Here is a 23104-nt window from a genome sequence, read left to right on the forward strand (position 1 = left end):
TCTTTGTGGCCTACACCTCCTTTACTTCCGGGCCCCGTGGTTTGGATGCAGATGTATGGATTTTTTTCTGGAAACTTTTCCCCGCCCCTGGCTGACAGTTCACGCAGGCCGCAACCGGTATGCCGGTGCGGGGGTCGCCGGGCGGTGCGTAGTATCATCTATTGGTCTGCCTCCGTAGCTCAATGGATAGAGCAACGGCCTTCTAATCCGTAGGTTGCGCGTTCGAGTCGCGCCGGGGGCACCAATCGCTGAAGCCTCCAGGACCGGTGTGCCTGGAGGCTTTTGCGTGCCGGGGTCCGCCTCCGACTCGCGTCTTCTCCTCCACAGACGTACCCGGTCAGGCACCGCGTCCCTCCTGTCCACCGTTGGAGTTGAAGCCAATCCTGGTCCCGCTCGGTGCGGCCAGACTGGGGAAACCGGCCAACCGCCGGCACCGAACGGCAGCAGAAGGGCAGAGCGATGACGGACAACATCACCCTCCGGGGTTTCGTGGCAACGGAGGTCCGCACCACTACGGCAGACAGCGGGCTGGCGATTGCCGGCTTTCGGATGTGCACCACCGAACGCCGCTTCGACCGGGAAACAGGACTGTGGCAGGACGGCCACACCAACTGGTATTCGGTGTCCATGTTCCGGCAGCTGGCCACAAATGCCGGTGTGAGTATCCACAAGGGGGACCGGGTAATCGTCACGGGGAGGCTCCGGGTGCGGCAGTGGGCCACAGACGCCGGACGCAGCGGAACAACAGTAGACATCGATGCCGATTCAGTCGGACACGACCTCATGTGGGGAACTGCCAACTTCCGTCGCAACAGCGTGGAAAGGGCACCGCTGCGCAGCGCAGGCGACGGATCCGCGCTTGCAGAACCGGGTGAAGGGAGCGACGGCTCATTCGAAGCCGATGTTGACCCTTCGACTGGCGAGCTGCTCGGTGCAGAGGCAGAATTCGCAGGAAGCGGCATGGCGGGCCTCGGAGAGGACTTCGACGACGCCCGGACGGCCGAACCGGAGCCCGCGGCATACTGACCCCTGCATGGCACAATGTCAGCATGATGGCAGCGGAGGGGTTCAACGTACAACCGTGCCGGCGGGCAGGGCTGGCTGCGGCGGCACTGCTGGTGGCGGTCCTGACCGGCTGTACCGGTGCGGACAGCAGCCCTGCCCTGCCGGCGGATACCGGCGCAGATACCTCCGCGAATACGGAGACGGCAGCACCTGGGCAATCTCCGGAGGGCCGGTCCCAAACCGCCCAGACGGCCCTCGCCAAACTGGTCGCGGAGAGTCCCGAACCGTCCCGTGAAGCCGTGCGCGCTGCCTGGGTCAGCGCGGGATTCAGCACCGAAGAAGTAGAGGTGTCGCAGGACGGCACCCCAGCTGGTTTGGCCGTGGACGCCATCGTCTCTGCGGCACCGGACGGAACGGAATGCCTGATCGGAGAAATCCGAGACGGGAAACTCGCCATGAGCACCGCGCCCGCACTCACCAATGGCCAATGTCTGCTGGGTGACGACCGCTAGGAGACTGCTGATTCCGGTCCGGACCCGGAGCGGGTAAACCCGGTTGCTCGCCGGTACTGCCGAAAATGGCACATAATGGCGTCTACGCACTAGCCTGAGAGCATGGCGGAATTTATCTACACAATGACCAAGGCCCGAAAGGCCGTTGGTGACAAGGTTATCCTCGACGACGTAAGTATGTCCTTCTACCCCGGCGCCAAGATCGGCGTGGTGGGGCCAAACGGTGCCGGTAAGTCCACCATCCTGAAGATCATGGCAGGTCTGGACACCCCGTCCAACGGCGAAGCCAGACTCAGCCCCGGATACACCGTCGGCATCCTCCTGCAGGAGCCGCCCCTGAACGAAGAGAAAACCGTCCTGGGCAACGTCCAGGAAGGCGTCGGCGAGATCTACGCGAAGATCCAGCGTTTCAACGAGATCTCCGAAGAGATGGCCCAGCCGGATGCGGATTTCGATGCGCTGCTCGAAGAAATGGGCAAGCTGCAGGAAGCGATCGACGCAGCCGACGCATGGGACATCGACTCCCAGCTGGAACAGGCGATGGATGCACTGCGCTGCCCGCCGCCGGACGCCGACGTAACCGTACTCTCCGGCGGTGAGCGCCGCCGGGTTGCGCTCTGCAAGCTCCTGCTGCAGAAGCCGGACCTGCTGCTGCTCGATGAGCCCACCAACCACCTTGACGCCGAAAGTGTCCTCTGGCTGGAACAGCACCTGTCCTCGTACCACGGCGCAGTACTGGCCGTTACCCACGACCGTTACTTCCTCGACCACGTAGCCGAGTGGATTGCCGAAGTGGACCGCGGACACCTGTACCCCTACGAAGGCAACTACTCGACCTACCTCGAGAAGAAGCGTGCCCGCCTGGAGGTCCAGGGCAAGAAGGACCAGAAACTGGCCAAGCGCCTCGCCGATGAACTCGACTGGGTCCGGTCAAATGCCAAGGGCCGCCAGACCAAGTCCAAGGCACGTCTTGCCCGCTACGAGGAAATGGCAGCCGAGGCAGAACGCACCCGGAAACTGGACTTCGAGGAAATCCAGATCCCGCCGGGCCCGCGGCTCGGTTCCCTGGTCCTTGAGGCGAAGGACCTTGAGAAGGGCTTCGGCGACCGCAAGCTCATCGACGGGCTGTCCTTCTCGCTTCCCCGGAACGGCATCGTGGGCGTGATCGGCCCGAACGGCGTCGGCAAGTCCACGCTGTTCAAGACCATCGTCGGGCTGGAACCGCTGGACGGCGGCGAGCTGAAGATCGGCGAGTCGGTCAAGATTTCCTACGTTGACCAGTCCCGCGGCGGAATTGACCCGAACAAGACCCTGTGGGAAGTCGTCTCCGACGGACATGATTTCATCCAGGTTGGGCAGGTTGAAATGCCGTCCCGCGCCTACGTGTCCGCGTTCGGATTCAAGGGTCCGGATCAGCAGAAGAAAGCCGGGGTGCTCTCCGGTGGTGAGCGCAACCGCCTGAACCTCGCCATGACCCTTAAGCAGGGCGGAAACCTTCTGCTGCTCGATGAGCCTACTAACGACCTTGATGTTGAGACCCTGTCCAGCCTGGAGAACGCGTTGCTTGAATTCCCCGGCTGCGCCGTTGTGGTCTCGCACGACCGCTGGTTCCTGGACCGGGTCGCCACGCACATCCTCGCGTGGGAAGGCACTGACGAGAACCCCTCGAACTGGTACTGGTTCGAAGGCAACTTCGAGGCCTACGAGCAGAATAAGGTTGAACGCCTGGGACCTGATGCGGCGAAGCCGCACCGGGTCACGCACCGCCGCCTGACCCGCGATTAGTCCGGGGTTCCCGGCCGCTGGTCACAGGAAAAAGCGCCCTGCCATTCGGCAGGGCGCTTTTTGGTGTGCGGGGACGGGAGGGCTAGCCGGCTGCGGTCAGATCCGGCAGGCGCAGCATCCCTTCCTGGGCGATAGTGGCAACAAGCTCACCGTTCCGGTTGAAGATGCGTCCCGTGGACAGGCCGCGGGCGCCGGAGGCGCTGGGGGACTCCTGGACGTAGAGCAGCCACTCGTCCACGCGCAGCGGCCGGTGCCACCACATGGCGTGGTCCAGGCTGGCGACGGACATTCCCCGTGTGGCCCAGGAAATCCCGTGCCGGCGCAGGACCGGTTCCAGGATGGTGTAGTCGGTGGCGTAGGCCAGCGCCGCCCGGTGGAGGTTCTGGTCATCAGGCATGGGACCGAAGGTCTTCATCCAAACCGCGTTGCGTGCAGTCCGCTCAGGGTCCGCCTGGAAATAAACCGGCTGGGAAACGTGGCGGATGTCCATGGGCCGGTAGTAGGACCATGCCTTGGCCACCGGGTGGTCGAACCCGGAAAGCAGTTCTGCCGTGGTCGGCAGCGACTCGGGATCAGGGATGCCTTCCGGCATGGGCTCCTGGTGGTCCAGGCCGGCATCCGGAATCTGGAATGAGGCAATCAGGGAAAGGATCGGCACGCCGTTCTGGTACGCGTGCGTCCGCCGTGCCGAGAACGAACGGCCGTCTCGCAGCCGCTCGACTCCGAAGGTGATGGGGACCTCCGTGTCCCCGGGGCGCAGGAAGTAACCGTGCATGGAGTGCATCAACCGGTCGGCGGAAACAGTGCGGGCGGCTGCGACCAGGGACTGGCCCAGGACCTGGCCGCCGAAGACCCTCTTGCGCGGTTCGTGCTGGGAGCCGCCGACGAAGATGTCCTCGTCAGTCTTAGCCCCTCCGGCGTCGCTGAGATCAAGTAGATCGATCAGTGCTGCGGTGGGGTCAAAGTTCGATGCCATGTGGGTCTGTCTCCTAGCGGGCGGGATGCATCAAGCACGGTTTGCAGTTGACTGCGAACCAATTTCGAGATTAGACGTACCCGCAGGCTAGCCCCAACATTTCAGCCCCGGCGCGGGCCGTGCCAGACGAACGTCACATCCGCCGGGCACCGGTGGGCGGGCTTTCGCGTCAGGAACGGTTCTCCTGCGAAGATGGGGTGTATGCCTGTCAACCGCTTTCCTATCCAGCTGCGCTTCGGCGACGAGGATTCAAACGGCCACGTCAACAACGTCCGCTACGTCCAGTTCCTGGAAGAGGCACGGGTCCGCCTGTCCCTGGTCCCGCTGCCTGGTTCCGGAGGCGCCGGCGAAGAACCCGAAACCTTCCGTTCCGTGACCCGTGAGGCAGGCAGCACGCTGGTGGCGCGGCAGGAGATCGAGTACTTCACGCCGCTGCTCTACCGTCCGGATCCGGTGTGGATCGAGATCTGGGTGAGCGCCCTGGGCCGGTCCAGCTTCTCCTACGGGTTCCGGCTGACCGATGGTGACAGCGGAACCGTGTACGCCGTAGCAGAAGCGGCCATGGTGATGGTCGAACGCGAGAGCGGCCGCCCGGTACCGCTTACGGAACGGCAGCGGGAGATCCTCGCGGGATGGTCCGGCGGCGACGTGCCGTTCCGGCGTGCAGCAGCGGGGGTTGCCGGATGACCGAAACACCCAGCCTCATTCTCGCCGATCCCCAGGTGACCGCGGACCTGCGCAACTTTGTCTCCCGCGCCCGCAGCGCTGACGACGGCGCTGTCCGGCTGCAGGCGGTCGGCGGGGTCCTGGCTGCGTATGTCTGTGTCCTGCGTCCCCGGGTGCTGGGCGAGCCGATGCCCACGGTGATCGGTATGCGGGCAATGCCGCTGGCGGTACCCGCGGCGCTGGATACGACGGTGCAGCTGTCCGCTGTGGCGGACCGGCTGGCCAGGCTGGACGACGGCGGCACTAAGCTGCCGGTGCCGCCCGTGACCGTCTCCGAAAACTGGGCCGGGATCAGTGCACCCCGTGCAGGGTGGGAGCGGGGGGAGGACGTAGACGTGACACTGCTTGAACAGGCGGCGCACCGCGGCATTAAAGAGGTAGCGGCACGCATTCCGGAGAACCCCGGCGCCGCGATGATCAGCAACGTCCGGGTGCCGATCTGGAGTGAACCGGTCGCCGGACTGCACGCCCAGCTTCCCGCGGGGGCTGCGTTCGCGGCCCTGACTCTCGGATTCCTGCCGAGCACGGGGACGGCCACGCTTTTCAGCAACGGGCGGTGGCAGCGGCTGAGCACCAGCACCGGACACGTGCTGGTGCGTCCGCCGTCGGTCCTGTTCTAAGCCGAGTTGACCATCGAGTGCGCGGCGCGCTCAAGGTAGTCCCAGAGCGTTGCCTCATGCAGCGGTGCGAGAGAGAGGGAGTCGACGGCGTCGCGCATGTGGCGCAGCCATGCGTCCCTCGCTGCCGGGGTGACCTTAAACGGCATGTGTCGCATCCGCAGGCGCGGGTGGCCGCGCAGTTCCCCATAGGTCTTAGGTCCGCCCCAGTACTGCTCAAGGAACAGCAGGAGCCGCTCCTTGGCGGGCCCCAGGTCTTCTTCCGGATACATTGGCCGCATCAGCGGGTCCTCAGCGACGCCGTCGTAGAACACATCAACGAGCTTCACGAACGTGTCATGGCCGCCCACAGCCTCGTAAAAGTTGTAGGCGGGGGTGCTGAAACCGGTACCGGAGGCGGCTGCCGACAGCGGCAGTGACGGCCCGGGACGGGACGGCTCGGTCATTTGCTGTCTTCTTCCTGTGCTGCCAGCGAGGTTGCTGTGGCGGGTTCGCGCGGCGGGACATAGGTGCCCTGGGACCGGTTGCCGACCATGGCGAGCTCTCCGTTGCGGATGTACCAGACAACACCGCGTTCATCGACCAGGCGGGTGATGCGAATGCCTACGGACTGGACGGTGCCGGTTATGGTTCCCACCTCTATGACGTCGCCAATACCGTACTGGTCTTCAATGCTGATGAAGAAACCGGCCAGGGCATCGCGGATGACTTCCCGGGCACCGAAGCCCAGGGCGATGCCCACAATGCCTACACTGGCGATCAGCGGCGCAACGTTGATACCAATGGCGCCCAGTACCATGATGACCGCCACGGTCCAGATGGCTACGCTCACGGAGCTGCGCAGCAGGGCGCCGATGGTGTCCGCGCGCTGTGCCCGCCGCTTATTGTCCAGGTTGCGCATTACCGGCTGGGCCCAGCGCAGTCGCTGGGACTGCAGGAGGGTGGAGCCTTTTTGGGCGCGGGCTACTACCTTTGCAATGAGGAAGCGGGCCACCAGCCAGAGAATCAAGGCGGCGAGGACGATGATCCCGCCTTCCAGGAGTCCGCTGAAATCGAACTCGCTCACTTCAATGCCCGGAGTGTCAGTCGTTGCCGTTAGCTGCACAGGTGCTGGGTGTCCTTAGGTATAGGGGGAGGGGTCCATACCTAGCCTACTGCCGAACCGCTCGCGGAACGTTCTCCGGCAGCCTGGTCAGCCGATCGTGCGGGCCTCGTGCTCCACCGGAAAGTTGACGCTGCGGGCAATAAAACACAGGCGGTGAGCTTCCTCATGCAGGGAAGTGGCCAGTTCAGGGGAGCCCTCTGAGATGTGGACTTCGGGACGCAGCAGCACGGAGGTGAATTCGCCGCTTCCATCCCGGTTCAGCCGCAGCGTTCCCTCTGCGTTGTCCCGGTAGGAGATGACGCTGATGCCGTTTTTCACGGCCACGTGGAGGTAGGAAAGCATGTGGCACTGGGCGAGTGCGGAGAGCAGCAGCTGCTCCGGATTCCAGCGGTCCCGGTCGCCGTGGAACGTGGGGTCCGCAGTGCCGGGCAGGTCCGGCAGGCCTGGGGCGCGGAGCACATGGTCCCGGCCGTAGCCACGGTAGGTCTGCGTGCCTGTGCCGCGGTTCCCGGTCCATTCGAGGCCGACGCCGTAACGGTGTTCAGAGAGGTTCACAGCTTTAAGCTACCGTGCCGGATCCCCATCCCATGGGCTGGGACCGGAATCCGGCACGAATACGGCGGGCTGGAGGACCAGCCTGCTAGCGGTCAGCCGCCTGGGCCTTGAGCGCCCGGACGACGCCGTCGCGGTTTTCCAGCAGCAGCCGGCGCAGCGCAGGTGCCTCATCCCCGAGCGAGTCCAGGAAGGCGTCGGTGCGGTCGACGGTTTCCTGGGTGGTGAGCCGTGCCGGGTAGAGCCCCACAACGATCTGCTGGGCGATTTCGTGGGTCCTCGAAGCCCAGACCTCACGCAGGGAGTCGAAGTAGCGCTGGGAGTACGGTTCCAGCAGGGCGGTGTCGTGGACTCGGCTGAAACCGCCGATGGCTGCCCGCTGTGCAGCGTTGGGCAGGTCCGATCGGACCACAATCGCGTCCCAGGCCGCGGCCTTGGCCTCGGCTGAGGGCAGCGCTGCCCGGGCGCCGGCAGCAGCGAGCTGGCCGGTGGCCGTTGCGTCGCGTTCCAGTTCGGCTGCGATCTCAGCCTCGCCCATCCGGCCACCGGCCACCAGCGCGGTCAGCAGTTCCCAGCGCAGGTCGGAGCCGACTTCCAGGTCCTCCAGAACCAGGTCACCGGAGAGCAGGGCCGCGACCGCGTCCAGCTGGTCCGGGGTCTGGGCGTGGGCGGCGAAGGCCTTGACGAACTGGAGCTGGGAGTCTGAGCCAGGTGCAGCTGCCCGGGCAAGGTCCCAGAGGCTGTCAGCAGCAGCGGCCGTCATCGGTTCGCGGTCCTGGGGTGCGACATAGAAAGCCAGCGTCGTAGCCAGCTGGCGCAGCAGGACCTGCACTACCGACGAATCCGATTCTGAGGCAATGTTCTGCAGCACCAGTTCAACATAGTTCCGTGCAGGGATTTCGCCGTCACGGGTAGCGTCCCACGCCGACGCCCAGACGAGGGTGCGCGGCAGTGACTCGGCGATGTCACGCAGGCGCCGGGTGGCCAGGTGCCAGGAAGCGTCGTCGAGGCGGATCTTGGCGTAGGCCAGGTCGTCGTCATTCAGCAGGATCAGGTCCGGGCGCTGCTGGCCTGCCAGCTCGGGAACCTGGGTAAGTTCTCCGTCGACGTCCAGCTCCACCCGGTGGGCACGGCGCAGCCGTCCGTCATCTGCCGTGGTGTAGAAACCAATGGCCAGGCGGTGCGGGCGCAGCGTCGGGTACTCGGCCACGGCAGACTGGGCGACGGCGAACGAGGTGATGACGCCGTCGTCGTTCGTTTCAATGACCGGACGGAGCGTGTTGACTCCGGCAGTCTCCAGCCACTGGGCTGACCACTCGCCCAGGTCGCGGCCGCTGGCAGCTTCGAGTTCGGAAAGCAGGTCGGTGAGTTCGGTGTTGCCCCAGGAATGCTTCCCGAAGTATTCGCGCACCCCCTGCATGAACTTGTCCTGGCCCACCCAGGCCACCAGCTGCTTGAGGACCGAAGCGCCCTTTGCATAGGTGATGCCGTCGAAATTGACCTGGACGTCTTCCAGGTCGCGGATCTCAGCGACGATCGGGTGTGTGGTGGGAAGCTGGTCCTGGCGGTAGGCCCAGGCCTTCTCCATGGATGCGAACGTGGTCCAGGCCTGCTTGAACTCGGTGGCTTCGGCGGCTGCAAGGGCAGACATAAACTCGGCGAAGGATTCGTTCAGCCAGAGGTCGTTCCACCAGCGCATGGTGACAAGGTCCCCGAACCACATGTGGGCCAGCTCGTGCAGGACGGTGATGGCGCGGCGCTCAACGGTTGCATCCGGGACACGGCCGCGGAAAACATAGCTCTCCAGGAACGTCACGGCGCCGGCGTTCTCCATGGCGCCGGCATTGAACTCGGGCACGAAGAGCTGGTCGTACTTCTCGAACGGGTACGGCGTGCCGAACTGGGCCTCATAGAACTCGAAGCCCTGGCGGGTGAGTTCAAAGATGTTCTCGGCGTCGAGGTACTCCATGAGGGACTTGCGGGCAAAGACGCCCAGCGGAATGGTGCGGCCGTCTGAGCTGGTGAGCTCGGAACGGACGGACTGGTACGGACCTGCAATCAGGGCCGTGATGTAGGAAGAGATCCGCGGTGTGGGTTCGAAGGACCAGGTCGCCGCGGGCGTCTCTGCATCCTCCGCGCTGGCACGGATGGGCTCGGGCGTGGGGGAGTTGGAGATGACGTCCCAGTGCTCGGGCGCCGTGACCGTAAAGCGGAAGGCGGCCTTCAGGTCCGGCTGCTCGAATACGGCGAACATCCGGCGGGAATCCGGAACCTCGAACTGGGAGTAGAGGTAAACCTCGTTGTCCACCGGATCCACGAAGCGGTGCAGGCCTTCGCCGGTGTTCATGTAAAGCGCATCGGCTTCCACGACCAGTTCGTTGCTGGCGGCCAGGTTCGGCAGCTGGATGCGGACGCCGTCGGAGACTTCCTCCGGGTCCAGGCCGACGCCGTTGAGGGTGACGCGGTGCACTTTGGCGGTGACGGCGTCGATGAAAGTGGAGGCTCCCGGCGTTGCGGCAAAGCGCACTACGGTGGTGCTGCCGAAGACTTCGTCGCCGCGGGTCAGGTCCAGATTGATGTCGTAGGAGTCGACACTGATCAGTTCCGCCCGTTCACGCGCTTCAGCGCGGGTGAGATTCATACCTGGCAAGGAAGAGCCTTTCGAAGGAGAGATAGAGCGCCGGTGCCCTTGTGTCCAGGGCACCGGCGTCAAAAGTAACAATTGCAACAATCTCTCACTTGGGGCCGTTCTGCCAAGTGGGGAAGGCAACCATGAGTTCTCTCAGTTGAGGCGTCCCGCTGACCTGCCGGACAAATAGCCTTCGTCTTTCATCCCGTTGCCGGCATAGTGCCATCCAGTGCCATCGGCAGTAATTCCAAGAAAGTCTGGAATCTTATCTCCGGTGGTGTCGCCGGTTCCAAGGAGGTCGCTGAAGATGTTCCAGCCGCTGCCTACGGTTTCTCCGGCCCGCAGCATGCCGTCTCCCTGCCCTCTGTAGAGGAGAAGAGCACCGTCGGGTGTCCGGGCGAGAATATCGTTTGTTGCGCCTCGGTCATAGGTTCCGGCTGCCGTAAGGACTAAGTTCTCCCAGCCCCCCGTTCCGATTTTCCTGCCCGCCCGGTACCCCTCGGATCCGTTGCCTACCTTGCCCGTGCCTGCATAGAACCAGAGGGTGCCGTCACGGTGGCGAGCAAGTAGATCAGGCAGACCGTCTCCATCAAGATCGGCAGTACCCAGTATCTGATTGAATTCCTGCCAACCCGATCCGATCCGTACGGCAGGGCGGTAACCCTCGTTATTACCGTCCACTTTGCCAGTACCGGCGTAGAACCACAGAGAGCCGTCGTGCTTGACTGCTATGAGATCGGAGAACCCGTTACCGTTGAAGTCTCCCGGGCTGGTGACATCCCGGTAAATGTCCCACCCTGTCCCGATCGGTGTACGGGCGTCATAGTTGCCTGCGCCGCGTCCACGGTGCAACCAAAGCCTGCCGTCCGGATCGACGCTGAGCAGATCCTGGCGGCCATCACCGTTGAAATCACGAACACTCAGAGTTTTCGATGCCCCCCTAAGTCCTGGCAGGTGGGTTTTCACGGCTGGCTCATACCCTTCAGAGATCTTTTGCGTTCCTGAGTAGAAGACCAGTGACTGATCAGGGAAAAGCCCTACAAGATCGGGTTTCCCGTTGCGATCAAAGTCGCTTCCGGCGAGAAGATCGGAGTAGATATTCCAACCCGTGCCGATCACGAACCCTGCCGCGAAGCTGGAACCTCCCCGGCCTGGCCGGAGTACCAAATCACCGTTCGTCGTGCGTCCGATGATGTCGGGACGCCCATCTCCGTCGAAGTCGCCAGCGCCCACTAGCAGGCTGTACTGATTCCACCCGCCACCGGCAGGCGATGATGGTCCGTGCTGACCTCGGCCGGTGCCGGAATAGAAGAAGGCCTGTCCATTCGGAAGAACCGCCAGGAGGTCGGGTCCGCCTCCGTTCGTATTCCCGAGGGCCACGATCCGTTGGAACTGGTCCCAGCCTCCCGTTCCAATCATCCGTCCAGGACGGTAGCCCTCGTTGGTGCCGTTGACAACACCGGTGCCGGAATACAGCCACAGACTGCCATCCACATGGCGAGCCAGAATGTCATTCTTGCCGTCTCCGTCATAATCACCGGGGCCTAGCAGCTGATCGAAGATTTGCCAGCCTCGGCCGATTCGGACCGGGGGAGCGAACGAGCCGTTACCTCGACCAGCATGGAGCCACAGAGTTCCGTCTGCTCTCCTGCTGAGAATGTCACCTACGCCGTCACCGTTGAAATCTCCTGTGCTGAATGTCCGTAGCGTCCAGTCCTCGGTCCTGGGACCGGATACTGTGACGCTCGCACTCGTCGCCGAGACGGAGTTTATCTTCACATTGGTACCCGCGTGAGTTGTGAAAGTCTGTCCGGCTTGCCATGCATGATTGCCGTTGTAGTAACCGGAGAAGGGTCGGGTGGACGGCGGGATAATCAGGGAATTGACGGCCCACGAGTTCGCCTCATCAGCCTTAACGATCTTGACGCCTCGGTTGCCTGCAGGTCCGCCCTGTAAGTACTGGTCGTAGCCCGCGGGCTGACGCAGCTCGATATAGTAGACGTCCTTGGACAGAGGATCCGTGAATTTGACGGCCCTATTCGCAGCGGTGCCGCCCCAAGGATAAAGAGTGAAGGTACGTGAATTTTTTGCCTGGCCGGCGTCGGTGATTTCGTTACCGCGGCCGAAATTGCCCGCGTCCCAAAAATACGAGTTGATGACGGGCTGGTTGTACTGCGCGGAGCCCATGAGATCGGTGGTGTCGCCGTACTCTCGACTCGAACACGCGCCGTCAGCCCAGCGGCCGTTAGAACCGGCACCCACGTCTGATCGGCCGTTGGTGCATTGCAGGCTGTTGGCGTGCAACAGACCTAGGACGTGACCCACTTCATGAGTGACCACATTGTTGGTAAACGATGAAGGCGCAGGCATAAGAATTCGGCCTGCCGTTCCACCAACTGTCCATCCGCCTCCCAGGATGCCGCCGTACCCACCAGACTTCAGGTCGCCCGTCGGCACGAAGACCACCAGTGCAGTGTAGGGATTGTCCACCCACTTCAATTCTTTGGCGATCTTGTTCATCACGGTCGCGTAGTCGTCGTTGGCATTCGCGGAAGCGCTGTAGTGAACCCGCTCGGAAGCAATGGATAGTGACAGACGGTTGTCGGACATCGAGCGCCAATAGCTGTTGGCGCTGTAGATGGAGTTTCGTGCCGCAGTGAGGTTGACGAGATTACCGTTGCCGTTAACGGTGGAGCGAACCAGCGTCACCTTGATGTTTCCGGCCCGCGCGGGTGCCCCCAGCATGCTGGCCGCACCACCCCGGGCCAGCATCGGCTCCACATGATCGTGTTCGGACTCAACGGCGGAGCGGACACTGCCGTCCGGTTCCGTGACCAGAGGAGTGTCCGGCCCCGGAACAACGTGTCCCTCACCCACGGGGACATACTCATAGCCGTCATCTTCGCCGTCAGATTCACCCGTGTCCTCAGGGCTGGGAGACGGGGACGGAACGGCAGGCTCGCTGGGTTCCTGGGGCTCCACGAGGTCCGTAGCGAAGGGGCTGGGCAGCAGCGTGGGAGTTTCCTGGACTGGCTGCTCGGACTCATCCGGTGTAGCCGCGGGGGATTCAACGCCAGTGTCAGGAGCCTGCTGCGAAGATACTGGCTGGTCCGTACTCACCGCCCCTGCAGGCGTCAGTCCGCCAAAGACCAGGGCCCCGGTCAGCGTTGCCAGAAGGGCGAGTTTTCCGGTTTTCAATGGTGAATCCTTGCATAGCTAAACGGCGCGGGGCAGTGGACGTGGTTCCGCCGGGAACCTCCAATGCCGGACCTGCCGACGGACGAGACTCGTTCCCAGCGAAACCACTTGCACTCTCTGCTATCGGCAGACGTGCGGTTAGCGTTACACGTTTGGGGGCTGGAGTGCCAAAAAAGTTAAGCTAAAGCCAGAAGTTGAAACAAACCCATATCTATGAACGGAAACCATGCGCGTCCACATCGCCACCGACCACGCCGGACTTGAACTCAGCGCCCACCTCCAGGAACACCTTGCAGCCGCGGGCTACGACGTCGTAGACCACGGGCCCAAGGAGTACGACGCCGAGGACGACTACCCCGGCTTCTGCATCGACGCCGCAAAGGCCGTGGTGGCCGACCAGGAGGCCGGGATCGAAGCCTTGGGCATTGTCCTGGGGGGCTCCGGCAACGGCGAGCAGATCGCCGCGAACAAGGTCCACGGCATCCGTGCCGCCCTGGCCTGGAATCTGGACACCGCCCGTCTGGCACGCCAGCACAATGACGCGAACGTCGTCGCTGTCGGCGGACGGCAGCATTCACTGCCGGAAGCAACGGAAATCATCGAGGCGTTCCTTGCCGAACCCTTCAGCGGAGCCGAGCGTCACGTTCGCCGGATCGCGCAGATCGCCGAATTTGAAGCCAACGGCACCATCGCAGCGCACTAATGCCTGAAGGGCATTCGATCCACCGCCTTGCCCGGCAGTTCACTTCGGTGTTCGCCGGGCAGGCGCTGCAGGTTTCCAGCCCCCAGGGCCGTTTCGCGGCCGGCGCCGCGCGGCTGGACGGCCATGTCCTGACCGGAGCGCAGGCGCACGGCAAGCAGCTCTTCCTCGAGTTCGACAACGACCTGTTCCTGCGGATCCATCTGGGGCTGTACGGTGCCTTCGATTTCGGCGGAGATGAGTCTTTCCGCGGCGCCTCAAGCATTGGTGCCCCGCGCCGGGTGGGGGAGCAGGAAGCCCCGGACGACGGCGGCTTGGGCACCTACACCGGTCCGCCACCGCCCAAGGGGGCCGTCCGGGTGCGCCTGGTCTCGCCCCATGGCTGGGCGGACCTGCGCGGGCCGACGGCGTGCGAAGTCATAACGGACGCGGAACGGCACGTGGTGCTGCAACGGCTGGGTCCTGATCCGCTGCAGCAGGCCAAGGACGGTGCCGAGGACTTCGCCCGCCGTCTAGCCAGCCGCGGGTCGCCCATAGCTGCGCTGCTGATGAACCAGGAAGTCCTGGCGGGGGTGGGCAACGTCTACCGGGCCGAGGTGCTTTTCCGCCAGCGCATCTCTCCGTGGACGACGGGAAGGTCCGTGCAGCCGGAACAGGCGCACGCACTCTGGAACGACGTCGTCGATGTCATGGCCGACGGCGTTGCGCAGGGCCGCATTGTGACGACCCTTCCCGGGGACCGGAGTGACCAGGCTGAGCCGGTTCCGGTCTCGGAGGCCCATTACGTGTACAAGCGCCAGGGCCTGCCGTGCCGGATCTGCGGCACGGACATTGCCCTGACGGAGATGGCGGCGCGCAAACTCTACTGGTGCCCTTCCTGCCAGGCCGGTTAACCAGGCCTCGGCGGGCACGAAAAAGGCCCCGGTCCACCTCCGGTAACCATTGGTCTCGGTGGTGGAACGGGGGCCTGTGCGGAATAAATCCGTGGAGGGGATGACGGGAATCGAACCCGCGTAATCAGTTTGGAAGACTGAGGCTCTACCATTGAGCTACATCCCCGGCGCCGTAAGGCAGGATTTACCTTAGCACGGTAATTCGGCGGATGAATAATCGGCGGCTTCCCTCGTTCCTGACGGGTCAGCGGAGGGTCTCGGCGCCTCGGAATTGTGCATGTGGAAGTCAATGCCGGTAGGCTGTCAGGTGCACTGACGGGGTGTAGCTCAGCTTGGAAGAGCGCCTGCTTTGGGAGCAGGAAGTCGCAGGTTCAAATCCTGTCACCCCGACTCTGTATAAACGACGGTGCAGACCAACCCCAGAACCCTCAGGAGAACTAACGCTGTGAAGAGCGCTGTAGAAAACCTCACACCCACGCGGGTAAAGCTCAACGTAGAAGTTCCGCTTGAGGAATTGAAGCCGAGCATCGACGAGGCCTACAAGACCATCGCCACCCAGGTGCAGGTCCCCGGCTTCCGCAAGGGCAAGGTCCCCAACAAGCTCATCGATCAGCGCGTTGGCCGCGGCTACGTCCTCGAAACCGCCATCAACGACGGCCTGAACGGTTTCTACCAGGCAGCAGTCCAGGAGACGGGCATCCGTCCGCTGAGCCGCCCTGAGGTCGAGATCAGCGAAGTTCCGGACCCCACCTCCGACGAGGGCCAGCTGGTCTTCAACGTAGAGCTGGACATCCGTCCCGAAATCGAGCTTCCGGACTACGCCGGCATCGAGGTCACCGTTGAGCCCGCCGAAGCCGGCGACGCGGACATAGAAAAGGCCCTCGAAGAGCTGCGCGGCCGCTTCGGCACCCTCAAGAGCGTCGACCGCCCGGCGGCTGAAAATGACTTCCTCACCATGGACCTGGTTGCCAAGGTCGACGGCGAAGAGGTCGACTCCGCTTCGGATCTGTCCTACCAGGTAGGCGCCGGAACCATGCTCGAAGGAATGGACGAAGCCGTCACCGGCCTCTCCACCGACGAATCCGCCACCTTCACCACGAAGCTTGCAGGCGGCGAGCACGCAGGCGCCGACGCCGAGGTCACCGTCACCGTCAAGGCCGTCAAGGAGCGCGAGCTTCCCGAGGCCAATGATGACTTCGCGCAGCTGGCCAGCGAATTCGACACCATCGCTGAACTGCGCGAAGACCTGGCCAAGCGCGCTGCCGAAGCCAAGGTCATGGAGCAGGGCGTTGAAGCCCGCGACAAGGTCCTCGAGAAGCTCCTCGAAATGATCGAGGTTCCGGTTCCGGAGTCCGTCATCGAAGAGCAGCTGGACCAGCACTTCAACTCCGAGTCGGCACATGCGGCCGGTGAAGACCACGACACCGAGGAACACCGCGCCGAGATCCGCGAGAACACCGAGCAGGCGTTCAAGAACGAGATCATCCTCGACGCCGTTGCTGACAAGGAAGAAGTCGGCGTCAACCAGAACGAGCTCATCGACTACATCGTTTCCATGGCCGGCCAGTACGGTATGGATCCGAACCAGTTCGCCCAGCTCATCGATCAGGGCGGCCAGGTCCCGATGATGGTTGGCGAAGTCCGCCGCCGCAAGGCCCTTGCCAAGGTCCTGGAGCTGGCGAAGGTCACCGACACCACCGGTGCCGACGTCGACCTGACCGCCTTCGTGCGTCCGGAAGGCGAAGAAGCAGCCGCTGAAGCCACGGAAGAGGCCAGCGAAGAAAAGGCATAGCCGCTGGCTGCCCGGGACGTTTTCCGGGCGCAGCGAGATGGAGCACCGCAGCATGCTGCGGTGCTCCACCCCGTTAAAGGCACCAGCCAGCGGCGCATTCAGCCTGCCCCGCGCCCCGCCCCGGCAACGTGCGCCGTCAGCGAACAGCGCGCGTAACGGGAGCAAAAGACCGGCGGGAACGGTTAGTGTCCAAGAAGAGATAAACGGCGGGAGCTGGGGCGGTGCATCAAGGGCACCAAAACCAGACCCTCTCCGCCAGAGCGAGAGGTCACTCAGTATGGCAAATGCACCCAGCACACCCACTATGGCTACTGTGGACCCGGCCAGCCGGGATGACTACATCTACAACCGGCTGCTGAAGGAACGGATCATCTGGCTCGGCTCGGAAGTCCGGGACGACAACGCCAACGCGATCTGCTCCCAGCTTCTCCTCCTCTCAGCCGAGGACCCGGAGAAGGACATCTTCCTCTACATCAACTCTCCCGGCGGATCCGTCACTGCCGGCATGGCGATCTACGACACCATGCAGTTCATCCCGAACGACGTCGTCACCGTCGCCACGGGACTGGCTGCTTCCATGGGCCAGTTCCTGCTCTCCTCCGGCACCAAGGGCAAGCGTTACGCAACCCCGCACGCCCGCATCCTGATGCACCAGCCGTCGGGCGGCATCGGCGGCACCGCCTCGGACATCCGGATCCAGGCAGAACTGATCCTGCACATGAAGCAGGTCATGGCCGAGCTCACTGCCGAGCAGACCGGACAGACCGTTGAGCAGATCCTGAAGGACAATGACCGCGACAAGTGGTTCACCGCAGAAGAGGGCCTGGCTTACGGCTTCTTCGACAAGATCTCCGCTCATGCCGGCGGCGTCACCGGCGGCGGCGGAACCAACCAGGACCAGGACGGCGAGCAGGACTAGTCCAGCTCCCAGCCGGCCAGCGCACCACAGACTTCAGGAGTAAAGCAATGAACCACAATTTTGGAACCCCGGGCAGCATGGCACCGCAGATGCCGTCCAGCCGCTACGTACTGCCGCAGTTCGAGGAGCGCACGCCCTACGGCTTCAAGCGCCAGGACCCGTACACCAAGCTCTTCGAGGACCGCATCATCTTCCTCGGCGTGCAGGTGGACGACGCCTCAGCGGATGACATCATGGCCCAGCTGCTGGTCCTGGAGTCCACCGATCCGGACCGCGACATCACGCTGTACATCAATTCGCCCGGTGGCTCCTTCACGGCTATGACTGCCATCTACGACACGATGCAGTACATCCGTCCCGAGATTCAGACCGTCTGCCTGGGCCAGGCCGCAAGCGCGGCAGCCGTCCTGCTTGCAGCCGGAACCCCCGGCAAGCGTCTTGCCCTGCCGAACGCGCGTGTGCTGATCCACCAGCCGGCACTCGGCGGCGGAGAGCGCGGACAGGCCTCGGACCTCGAAATCCAGGCCGCCGAGGTGATGCGCATGCGTACCTGGCTGGAGGACACCCTGGCACTGCACTCGAACAAGACGTCGGAGGAAGTCAACCGGGACATCGAGCGGGACAAGATTCTCACCGCGGCGTCCGCCCTGGAATACGGGCTGATTGACCAGGTCCTCGACTCCCGCAAGATCAAGACACCGGCAATCAACAAGGGCTAGCAGGATCATGACAGCCGTCCCCGCCCAGACATGGACGGGGACGGCTGTGCTGTCTGGGGCGGCAGGGCGCGTGCAGGCGGCAGGTAAAAAGCCGCACCACGGGCCCGAAATTGCTGATTACCTCACCCAAGTGTCCTAGAGTGGATCATGGTTGACTGGCATGGTTTTCCTTCCGGCACGTTTTTTCTTCGGCACGGCGCCCGCCTGACGAGGACCATCTAAAGGGGACTGAATTATGGCTCGCATTGGTGAGAGCACAGATCTGCTTAAGTGCTCTTTCTGCGGAAAGAGCCAGAAACAGGTGCGCAAGCTGATCGCCGGTCCCGGCGTTTACATCTGCGACGAGTGCATCGAACTCTGCAACGAGATCATCGAGGAAGAGCTTTCGGAGACTGCTGAAGGTGACTCCTTTGTCCTGCCGAAGCCACGGGAGATCTTCGACTCCCTGCAGGAGTACGTGATCGGCCAGGAACCCGCAAAGCGTTCCCTCGCCGTCGCCGTGTACAACCACTACAAGCGCATCCAGTCCGGCCACGCCAGCCGTTCCACGGCCAACCTCAGCGACGCCGTCGGCACCGAGGACGTGGAGATTGGCAAGTCCAACATCCTGCTGATCGGTCCCACAGGCTGCGGCAAGACTTACCTCGCACAGACCCTGGCCCGCAGGCTGAACGTCCCGTTCGCCGTTGCGGACGCGACGGCCCTGACCGAGGCAGGCTATGTGGGCGAGGACGTTGAAAACATCCTTCTCAAGCTCATCCAGGCTGCTGACTATGACGTCAAGAAGGCCGAGCAGGGAATCATCTACATCGACGAGATCGACAAGATTTCCCGTAAGAGTGAAAACCCCTCCATCACCCGTGATGTCTCGGGTGAGGGCGTCCAGCAGGCCCTGCTGAAGATCCTTGAAGGCACCGTGGCGTCCGTGCCGCCGCAGGGCGGACGGAAGCACCCGCACCAGGAATTCATTCAGATCGACACCACGAATGTCCTCTTCATCGTGGCCGGTGCCTTTGCCGGCCTCGAGGAAATCATCGGGTCCCGCTCGGGCCGCAAGGGCATCGGCTTCGGTGCCCCGTTGAACGAGACCAGCAAGGACACGGACTCCTACGCGGACGTCATGCCCGAAGACCTGCTGAAGTTTGGCCTGATCCCCGAATTCATAGGCCGACTCCCCGTCATCACCACCGTGTCCAACCTGGACCGCAAGGCGCTGATCCAGATCCTTACCGAGCCGAAGAATGCGCTGGTCAAGCAGTTCCAGAAGATGTTCCAGCTCGACGGCGTGGAGCTGGTCTTTGAACCGGAGGCACTGGACGCCATTGCGGACCAGGCCCTGGGCCGCGGAACCGGTGCACGCGGACTGCGCGCCATCCTGGAGGAAGTCCTGCTGCCGGTGATGTTCGATCTCCCCAGCCGCGAGGACATTGCCCGTGTGGTGATCACCCCTGAGGCGGTCACGGAGAAGGCCGAACCGACGCTCATTTCCCACGACGTCATTGCGAAGCGCCGGAATAAGTCAGCCTGATTGCGCGCTGGCGCAAGTGGGACATGATTTCCGGTCCGCACCGATTCTTAACGAGGAGTAAGCCTGTGCCCGAAAATACTGCTGTTGCCGATTTCTGGTTCGATCCCACCTGCCCGTTCGCCTGGGTGACCTCACGCTGGATGGGCGAAGTCGAGCAGGTTCGAGACGTCCGCACCGAATGGCACGTCATGTCCCTTTCCGTGCTCAACGAAGGCCGTGACCTTCCCGAGGATTACCGTGCACGGATCGACAAGGCCTGGGGTCCGGTCCGCGTCATCATCGCGGCAGCAGAACTGCATGGCCCGGAGAACATCAAGAAGCTCTACGACGCCATGGGCACCCGCATCCACGTCCAGGGGATGAAGGACTATGACGCAGTCATCGCGGAGTCCCTCGCTGAGGCAGGCCTGCCGGCCGACCTGGCCGACGTCGCCGCCACGGATAAGTTCGACACCCAGTTGCGTGCCTCGCACCAGGAAGCGATCGACAAGGTGGGCGACGACGTCGGAACCCCGGTGGTCGCTTTCAACGGCACGGCCTTCTTCGGTCCGGTGCTGACCCGGATCCCGCGCGGCGAGGAAGCCGGGAAAATGTTCGACGGGGCTCTCGCGCTGGCCTCGAACCCGCACTTCTTCGAGATCAAGCGCAGCCGCACAGAGGACCCGCAGTTCGACTAAACGCAGAACAAAAAAGTGCCCGGCCGGATCGAATCCGGCCGGGCACTTTTGTGCCTTGTGCTGCTTACTCCGCGGGAGCCAGCTCGACGCCGCTGACGGACAGTTCGCCGTCGCCGGCCACCAGGTCAAGGTTCCGCACGTTGCCCGCTGCCAGCAGATCCGGCAGGCCTGCACGCAGGCGTTCCACCTGGGCCGCGGGGGCGGTGACGGCCGCGTTGAGAACCTCGGTGCGCTGCTTGACCTTGGCCTCGGACTTGGCCTTGCGGATGCCGCCCAGAGCCTGGGCAACGGTTCCGAGAATTGCTGCGTCGGCACCGGAGACGCCGGCGGCCAGGCCGTCGACGGTGGGCCAGGACGCGCGGTGGACGGATCCGGCGCGCCACCAGCTCCAGACCTCTTCGGTGGCGAAGGGCAGGAACGGGGCGAACAGGCGGAGCAGCGAGTCCAGGGTGGTGGCCAGGGTGGCCAGCACCGAGGCCTGCTCAGCGCCGCCGGCAGCACCGTAGGCGCGGTCCTTGATCAGCTCAACGTAGTCATCCGTGAAGGACCAGAAGAAGGACTCGGTGATCTGCAGCGCCCGGGCGTAGTCGTAGCTCTCAAACGCCTTGGTGGCGTTGTTGACCACGTCCACCAGCTGCACGAGCAGCGACTGGTCCAGCGGATTGGTGATCGCCGAGGTGTCAGCATCAACCACGTTGGCTTCGGTGGCGCCCAGGTTCAGGACGAACTTGGAGGCGTTGAGCAGCTTGATGGCCAGGCGGCGGCCGATCTTCATCTGGGCGATCTCGTAGGCCGTGTCGGCGCCCAGGCGGGCCGAGGCAGCCCAGTACCGGACGGCGTCGGACCCGTACTCGTTGAGCACATCGGTGGGTACCACCACGTTGCCCTTGGACTTTGACATCTTCTTGCGGTCGGGATCCAGGATCCAGCCCGAAATCGCTGCGTGCTTCCACGGAGCAGCGTGCTGCAGGGCATCGGCGCGGACCACGGAGGAGAATAGCCAGGTTCGGATGATGTCGTGTCCCTGCGGGCGCAGGTCGAAGGGGAAGACCTTGGCGAAGAGGTCTTCATCCACACCCCAGCCGCCCACAATCTGCGGGGTGAGGGAGGAGGTTGCCCAGGTATCCAGCACATCGGCGTCGCCAATGAAGCCGCCTGGCTGGTTACGCTGGGACTCTTCGTACCCCGGTGCCGGGTCGGCTGCCGGATCAGCCGGCAGGGACTCGAACGACGGCAGGATCGGGTTGTCATAGTCCGGGTTGCCGGAGGCATCCAGCGGGTACCAGACGGGAACGGGAACGCCGAAGAAGCGCTGGCGGGAAACCAACCAGTCCCCGTTGAGGCCTTCGATCCAGTTCTCGTAGCGGGAGCGCATGAACGCGGGGTGGAAGTCGATTTCCTTGCCGCGGGTGATGAGCCGTTCGCGGCGGTCGGCATCGCGGCCGCCGTTGCGGATGTACCACTGGCGGCTGGTGACAACTTCAAGCGGCTTGTCGCCCTTTTCGAAGAAGTTCACCGGGTGGGTGATCTTCTTGGGTTCGCCGTCCAGGTCGCCGCTCGCGCGGAGGAGCTCCACGACGGCTTCCTTGGCGCTGAAGACGGTCTTGCCGGCGACTGCGGCGTAGTTTTCCTGCGCGGCGGGGGTCTTGATCCACTCGGGCGTTTCCGTGAGGATGCGGCCGTCACGGCCGATCACGGCGCGGGTGGGCAGGTTCAGCTCGCGCCACCAGGTGACGTCGGTGAGGTCGCCGAAGGTGCAGATCATGGCGATGCCCGAGCCCTTGTCCGGCTTAGCCAGCGGGTGCGCCTTGACCTCGACCTCGACGTCGAACAGCGGGGACGTCACCGTGGTGCCAAACAGGCGCTGGTAGCGCTCGTCGTCGGGGTGTGCCACGAGGGCCACACAGGCCGGCAGGAGCTCCGGGCGGGTGGTCTCGATGAAGATCTTCTCGCCGTCGGGCGCGTGGAAGCTGACGCGGTGGTACGCGCCGGGCTGTTCGCGGTCTTCGAGTTCGGCCTGGGCCACGGCGGTGCGGAAGGTGACGTCCCACAGGGTGGGGGCTTCGGCCATGTAGGCGTCGCCGGCCTTCAGGTTCTCCAGGAACGCGCGCTGGCTGACGGCGCGGGAGTGGTCGTCGATGGTGCGGTAGGTGCGGGTCCAGTCGACGGACAGGCCAAGGGTGCTGAAGAGGTTCTCGAAGACCTTTTCGTCCTCAACAGCCAGCTCTTCGCAGAGCTCGATGAAGTTGCGCCGGGAGATGACGTCGAAGTCGCGCTGGTTCTTCGGGGCCGTTGCCGGGGGACGGTAGTCCGGGTCATAAGGCTTGGTGGGATCGCAACGCACGCCGTAGTAGTTCTGCACCCGGCGTTCAGTGGGCAGGCCGTTGTCATCCCAGCCCATGGGGTAGAAAACGTTCTTCCCCTTCATGCGCTGGTAGCGGGCCAGGACGTCGGTCTGGGTGTAGGAGAACATGTGGCCCACGTGCAGGGAACCCGATGCGGTCGGCGGGGGAGTGTCGATCGAGTAGACCTCTTCCCGGACCGTGTCCGGGTTGAAGGCGTAGGTGCCTTCTTCGCGCCAGCGGCGGCTCAGGGTCTCTTCCAGCCCTTCGAGGGCGGGTTTGTCAGGAACGGAAACGGTCGCAGCGGGCGTGTCTGTGCCCGGGATATTGTCAGCCATGGTGCCATTCTCCCACGGGCGCCGGTGCCGCCGTCATCTGTGTCGCGGCGCCGTGCCGCATGGCCCCGCCTGGACCTTTCCGGTGCGTGCG

At 63.8% G+C, this 23104-nt stretch carries 19 protein-coding genes and 3 tRNA genes; 14 read left to right on the top strand and 8 right to left on the bottom strand.

The features are described 5' to 3' along the window. The first annotated feature begins 168 nt into the window (after positions 1 to 168). The 4 genes from ACSLGO_RS15770 to ettA all read left to right on the top strand — a co-directional run bounded on the left by ACSLGO_RS15770 (position 169) and on the right by ettA (position 3302). Positions 169 to 244, top strand: a tRNA-Arg gene (locus tag ACSLGO_RS15770). A 215-nt stretch (positions 245 to 459) separates the two neighbouring features. After that, on the top strand, positions 460 to 1026 hold the full coding sequence (locus tag ACSLGO_RS15775; RefSeq protein WP_436401459.1) for a single-stranded DNA-binding protein: 567 nt from the start codon (positions 460 to 462) through the stop codon (positions 1024 to 1026). A 23-nt stretch (positions 1027 to 1049) separates the two neighbouring features. Then, on the top strand, positions 1050 to 1517 hold the full coding sequence (locus ACSLGO_RS15780; protein WP_436401460.1) for a DUF6993 domain-containing protein: 468 nt from the start codon (positions 1050 to 1052) through the stop codon (positions 1515 to 1517). Between the two features lie 102 nt (positions 1518 to 1619). Further along, entirely contained in the window at positions 1620 to 3302 is a 1683-nt protein-coding gene (gene ettA / locus ACSLGO_RS15785; protein ID WP_091604150.1) for an energy-dependent translational throttle protein EttA, read from the top strand. A gap of 82 nt (positions 3303 to 3384) precedes the next feature. Here ettA and ACSLGO_RS15790 read toward each other — a convergent pair whose 3' ends face one another. Beyond that, positions 3385 to 4278 carry an acyl-CoA thioesterase gene (locus ACSLGO_RS15790; RefSeq protein ID WP_263126999.1) on the bottom strand — a complete coding sequence of 298 codons (894 nt, stop codon included), beginning with the start codon at positions 4276 to 4278 and terminating at the stop codon, positions 3385 to 3387. Between the two features lie 201 nt (positions 4279 to 4479). On the opposite strand from ACSLGO_RS15790, the gene ACSLGO_RS15795 reads away from it, so the two are divergent. Continuing rightward, complete coding sequence (locus tag ACSLGO_RS15795) at positions 4480 to 4965, top strand: acyl-CoA thioesterase (RefSeq protein WP_433122038.1); 486 nt, start codon at positions 4480 to 4482, stop codon at positions 4963 to 4965. Then, positions 4962 to 5624, top strand: coding sequence for a hypothetical protein (locus ACSLGO_RS15800; RefSeq protein ID WP_436401461.1), 663 nt, complete (start codon positions 4962 to 4964; stop codon positions 5622 to 5624). Before ACSLGO_RS15795 ends, ACSLGO_RS15800 begins: the two co-directional genes overlap by 4 nt. Here the strand turns inward: ACSLGO_RS15800 and ACSLGO_RS15805 are convergent. The 5 genes from ACSLGO_RS15805 to ACSLGO_RS15825 form a co-directional block, all read right to left on the bottom strand. Continuing rightward, positions 5621 to 6067 (bottom strand): globin, encoded by a 447-nt coding sequence (locus ACSLGO_RS15805; RefSeq protein WP_436401462.1) that lies wholly within the window; start codon positions 6065 to 6067, stop codon positions 5621 to 5623. The genes ACSLGO_RS15800 and ACSLGO_RS15805 overlap by 4 nt on opposite strands. Further along, on the bottom strand, positions 6064 to 6726 hold the full coding sequence (locus ACSLGO_RS15810; protein ID WP_377955380.1) for a mechanosensitive ion channel family protein: 663 nt from the start codon (positions 6724 to 6726) through the stop codon (positions 6064 to 6066). The genes ACSLGO_RS15805 and ACSLGO_RS15810 overlap by 4 nt, the downstream gene beginning before the upstream one ends. Before the next feature lie 87 nt (positions 6727 to 6813). Further along, a complete protein-coding gene (locus ACSLGO_RS15815; RefSeq protein ID WP_091604167.1) occupies positions 6814 to 7281 on the bottom strand; it encodes an OsmC family protein in 468 nt (155 codons plus the stop codon). 85 nt (positions 7282 to 7366) lie between these two features. Then, a complete protein-coding gene (gene pepN / locus ACSLGO_RS15820; protein WP_152274708.1) occupies positions 7367 to 9919 on the bottom strand; it encodes an aminopeptidase N in 2553 nt (850 codons plus the stop codon). Between the two features lie 141 nt (positions 9920 to 10060). Then, positions 10061 to 12784 carry an FG-GAP-like repeat-containing protein gene (locus ACSLGO_RS15825; protein WP_436401463.1) on the bottom strand — a complete coding sequence of 908 codons (2724 nt, stop codon included), beginning with the start codon at positions 12782 to 12784 and terminating at the stop codon, positions 10061 to 10063. Positions 12785 to 13331: 547 nt separating this feature from the next. Between ACSLGO_RS15825 and ACSLGO_RS15830 the strand changes: the two genes are divergently transcribed. Both ACSLGO_RS15830 and ACSLGO_RS15835 read left to right on the top strand, forming a co-directional pair. Further along, the gene (locus tag ACSLGO_RS15830) at positions 13332 to 13808 is read left to right on the top strand and encodes a ribose-5-phosphate isomerase (protein ID WP_091604177.1); all 477 of its coding nucleotides are present in this window, start codon (positions 13332 to 13334) and stop codon (positions 13806 to 13808) included. After that, positions 13808 to 14698: an Fpg/Nei family DNA glycosylase gene (locus tag ACSLGO_RS15835; protein WP_436401464.1), complete on the top strand. Its 891-nt coding sequence runs from the start codon at positions 13808 to 13810 to the stop codon at positions 14696 to 14698. Before ACSLGO_RS15830 ends, ACSLGO_RS15835 begins: the two co-directional genes overlap by 1 nt. 92 nt (positions 14699 to 14790) lie before the next feature. On the opposite strand, the gene ACSLGO_RS15840 is transcribed toward ACSLGO_RS15835, so the two are convergent. Then, a tRNA-Gly gene (locus ACSLGO_RS15840) sits at positions 14791 to 14864 on the bottom strand. A 150-nt stretch (positions 14865 to 15014) separates the two neighbouring features. On the opposite strand from ACSLGO_RS15840, the gene ACSLGO_RS15845 reads away from it, so the two are divergent. From ACSLGO_RS15845 to ACSLGO_RS15870, 6 genes are all read left to right on the top strand, one after another. Continuing rightward, positions 15015 to 15088, top strand: a tRNA-Pro gene (locus tag ACSLGO_RS15845). A gap of 55 nt (positions 15089 to 15143) precedes the next feature. Further along, positions 15144 to 16490 (top strand): trigger factor, encoded by a 1347-nt coding sequence (tig, locus tag ACSLGO_RS15850; protein WP_377955385.1) that lies wholly within the window; start codon positions 15144 to 15146, stop codon positions 16488 to 16490. Positions 16491 to 16794: 304 nt separating this feature from the next. Continuing rightward, complete coding sequence (locus ACSLGO_RS15855; protein ID WP_091604185.1) at positions 16795 to 17409, top strand: ATP-dependent Clp protease proteolytic subunit; 615 nt, start codon at positions 16795 to 16797, stop codon at positions 17407 to 17409. 47 nt (positions 17410 to 17456) lie between these two features. Next, positions 17457 to 18128: an ATP-dependent Clp protease proteolytic subunit gene (locus ACSLGO_RS15860; protein ID WP_226802483.1), complete on the top strand. Its 672-nt coding sequence runs from the start codon at positions 17457 to 17459 to the stop codon at positions 18126 to 18128. Between the two features lie 235 nt (positions 18129 to 18363). Continuing rightward, entirely contained in the window at positions 18364 to 19656 is a 1293-nt protein-coding gene (gene clpX, locus ACSLGO_RS15865; protein ID WP_091604188.1) for an ATP-dependent Clp protease ATP-binding subunit ClpX, read from the top strand. Positions 19657 to 19679: 23 nt separating this feature from the next. Beyond that, entirely contained in the window at positions 19680 to 20333 is a 654-nt protein-coding gene (locus ACSLGO_RS15870) for a mycothiol-dependent nitroreductase Rv2466c family protein (RefSeq protein WP_386887094.1), read from the top strand. Positions 20334 to 20397: 64 nt separating this feature from the next. On the opposite strand, the gene valS is transcribed toward ACSLGO_RS15870, so the two are convergent. Continuing rightward, complete coding sequence (valS, locus tag ACSLGO_RS15875) at positions 20398 to 23013, bottom strand: valine--tRNA ligase (protein ID WP_436401465.1); 2616 nt, start codon at positions 23011 to 23013, stop codon at positions 20398 to 20400. Positions 23014 to 23104 lie beyond the last annotated feature (91 nt).

This window comes from Arthrobacter sp. IK3, from assembly GCF_051337705.1.
Classification (GTDB): Bacteria; Actinomycetota; Actinomycetes; order Actinomycetales; family Micrococcaceae; genus Arthrobacter_B; species Arthrobacter_B koreensis.

Coding starts and splice junctions, on each gene's coding strand:
- ACSLGO_RS15775 (WP_436401459.1), top strand. CDS start 460: ATGACGGACAACATCACCCTCCGGGGTTTCGTGGCAACGGAGGTCCGC.
- ACSLGO_RS15780 (WP_436401460.1), top strand. CDS start 1,050: ATGATGGCAGCGGAGGGGTTCAACGTACAACCGTGCCGGCGGGCAGGG.
- ettA (WP_091604150.1), top strand. CDS start 1,620: ATGGCGGAATTTATCTACACAATGACCAAGGCCCGAAAGGCCGTTGGT.
- ACSLGO_RS15790 (WP_263126999.1), bottom strand. CDS start 4,278: ATGGCATCGAACTTTGACCCCACCGCAGCACTGATCGATCTACTTGAT.
- ACSLGO_RS15795 (WP_433122038.1), top strand. CDS start 4,480: ATGCCTGTCAACCGCTTTCCTATCCAGCTGCGCTTCGGCGACGAGGAT.
- ACSLGO_RS15800 (WP_436401461.1), top strand. CDS start 4,962: ATGACCGAAACACCCAGCCTCATTCTCGCCGATCCCCAGGTGACCGCG.
- ACSLGO_RS15805 (WP_436401462.1), bottom strand. CDS start 6,067: ATGACCGAGCCGTCCCGTCCCGGGCCGTCACTGCCGCTGTCGGCAGCC.
- pepN (WP_152274708.1), bottom strand. CDS start 9,919: ATGAATCTCACCCGCGCTGAAGCGCGTGAACGGGCGGAACTGATCAGT.
- ACSLGO_RS15830 (WP_091604177.1), top strand. CDS start 13,332: ATGCGCGTCCACATCGCCACCGACCACGCCGGACTTGAACTCAGCGCC.
- ACSLGO_RS15835 (WP_436401464.1), top strand. CDS start 13,808: ATGCCTGAAGGGCATTCGATCCACCGCCTTGCCCGGCAGTTCACTTCG.
- ACSLGO_RS15855 (WP_091604185.1), top strand. CDS start 16,795: ATGGCTACTGTGGACCCGGCCAGCCGGGATGACTACATCTACAACCGG.
- ACSLGO_RS15860 (WP_226802483.1), top strand. CDS start 17,457: ATGAACCACAATTTTGGAACCCCGGGCAGCATGGCACCGCAGATGCCG.
- clpX (WP_091604188.1), top strand. CDS start 18,364: ATGGCTCGCATTGGTGAGAGCACAGATCTGCTTAAGTGCTCTTTCTGC.
- ACSLGO_RS15870 (WP_386887094.1), top strand. CDS start 19,680: ATGATTTCCGGTCCGCACCGATTCTTAACGAGGAGTAAGCCTGTGCCC.
- valS (WP_436401465.1), bottom strand. CDS start 23,013: ATGGCTGACAATATCCCGGGCACAGACACGCCCGCTGCGACCGTTTCC.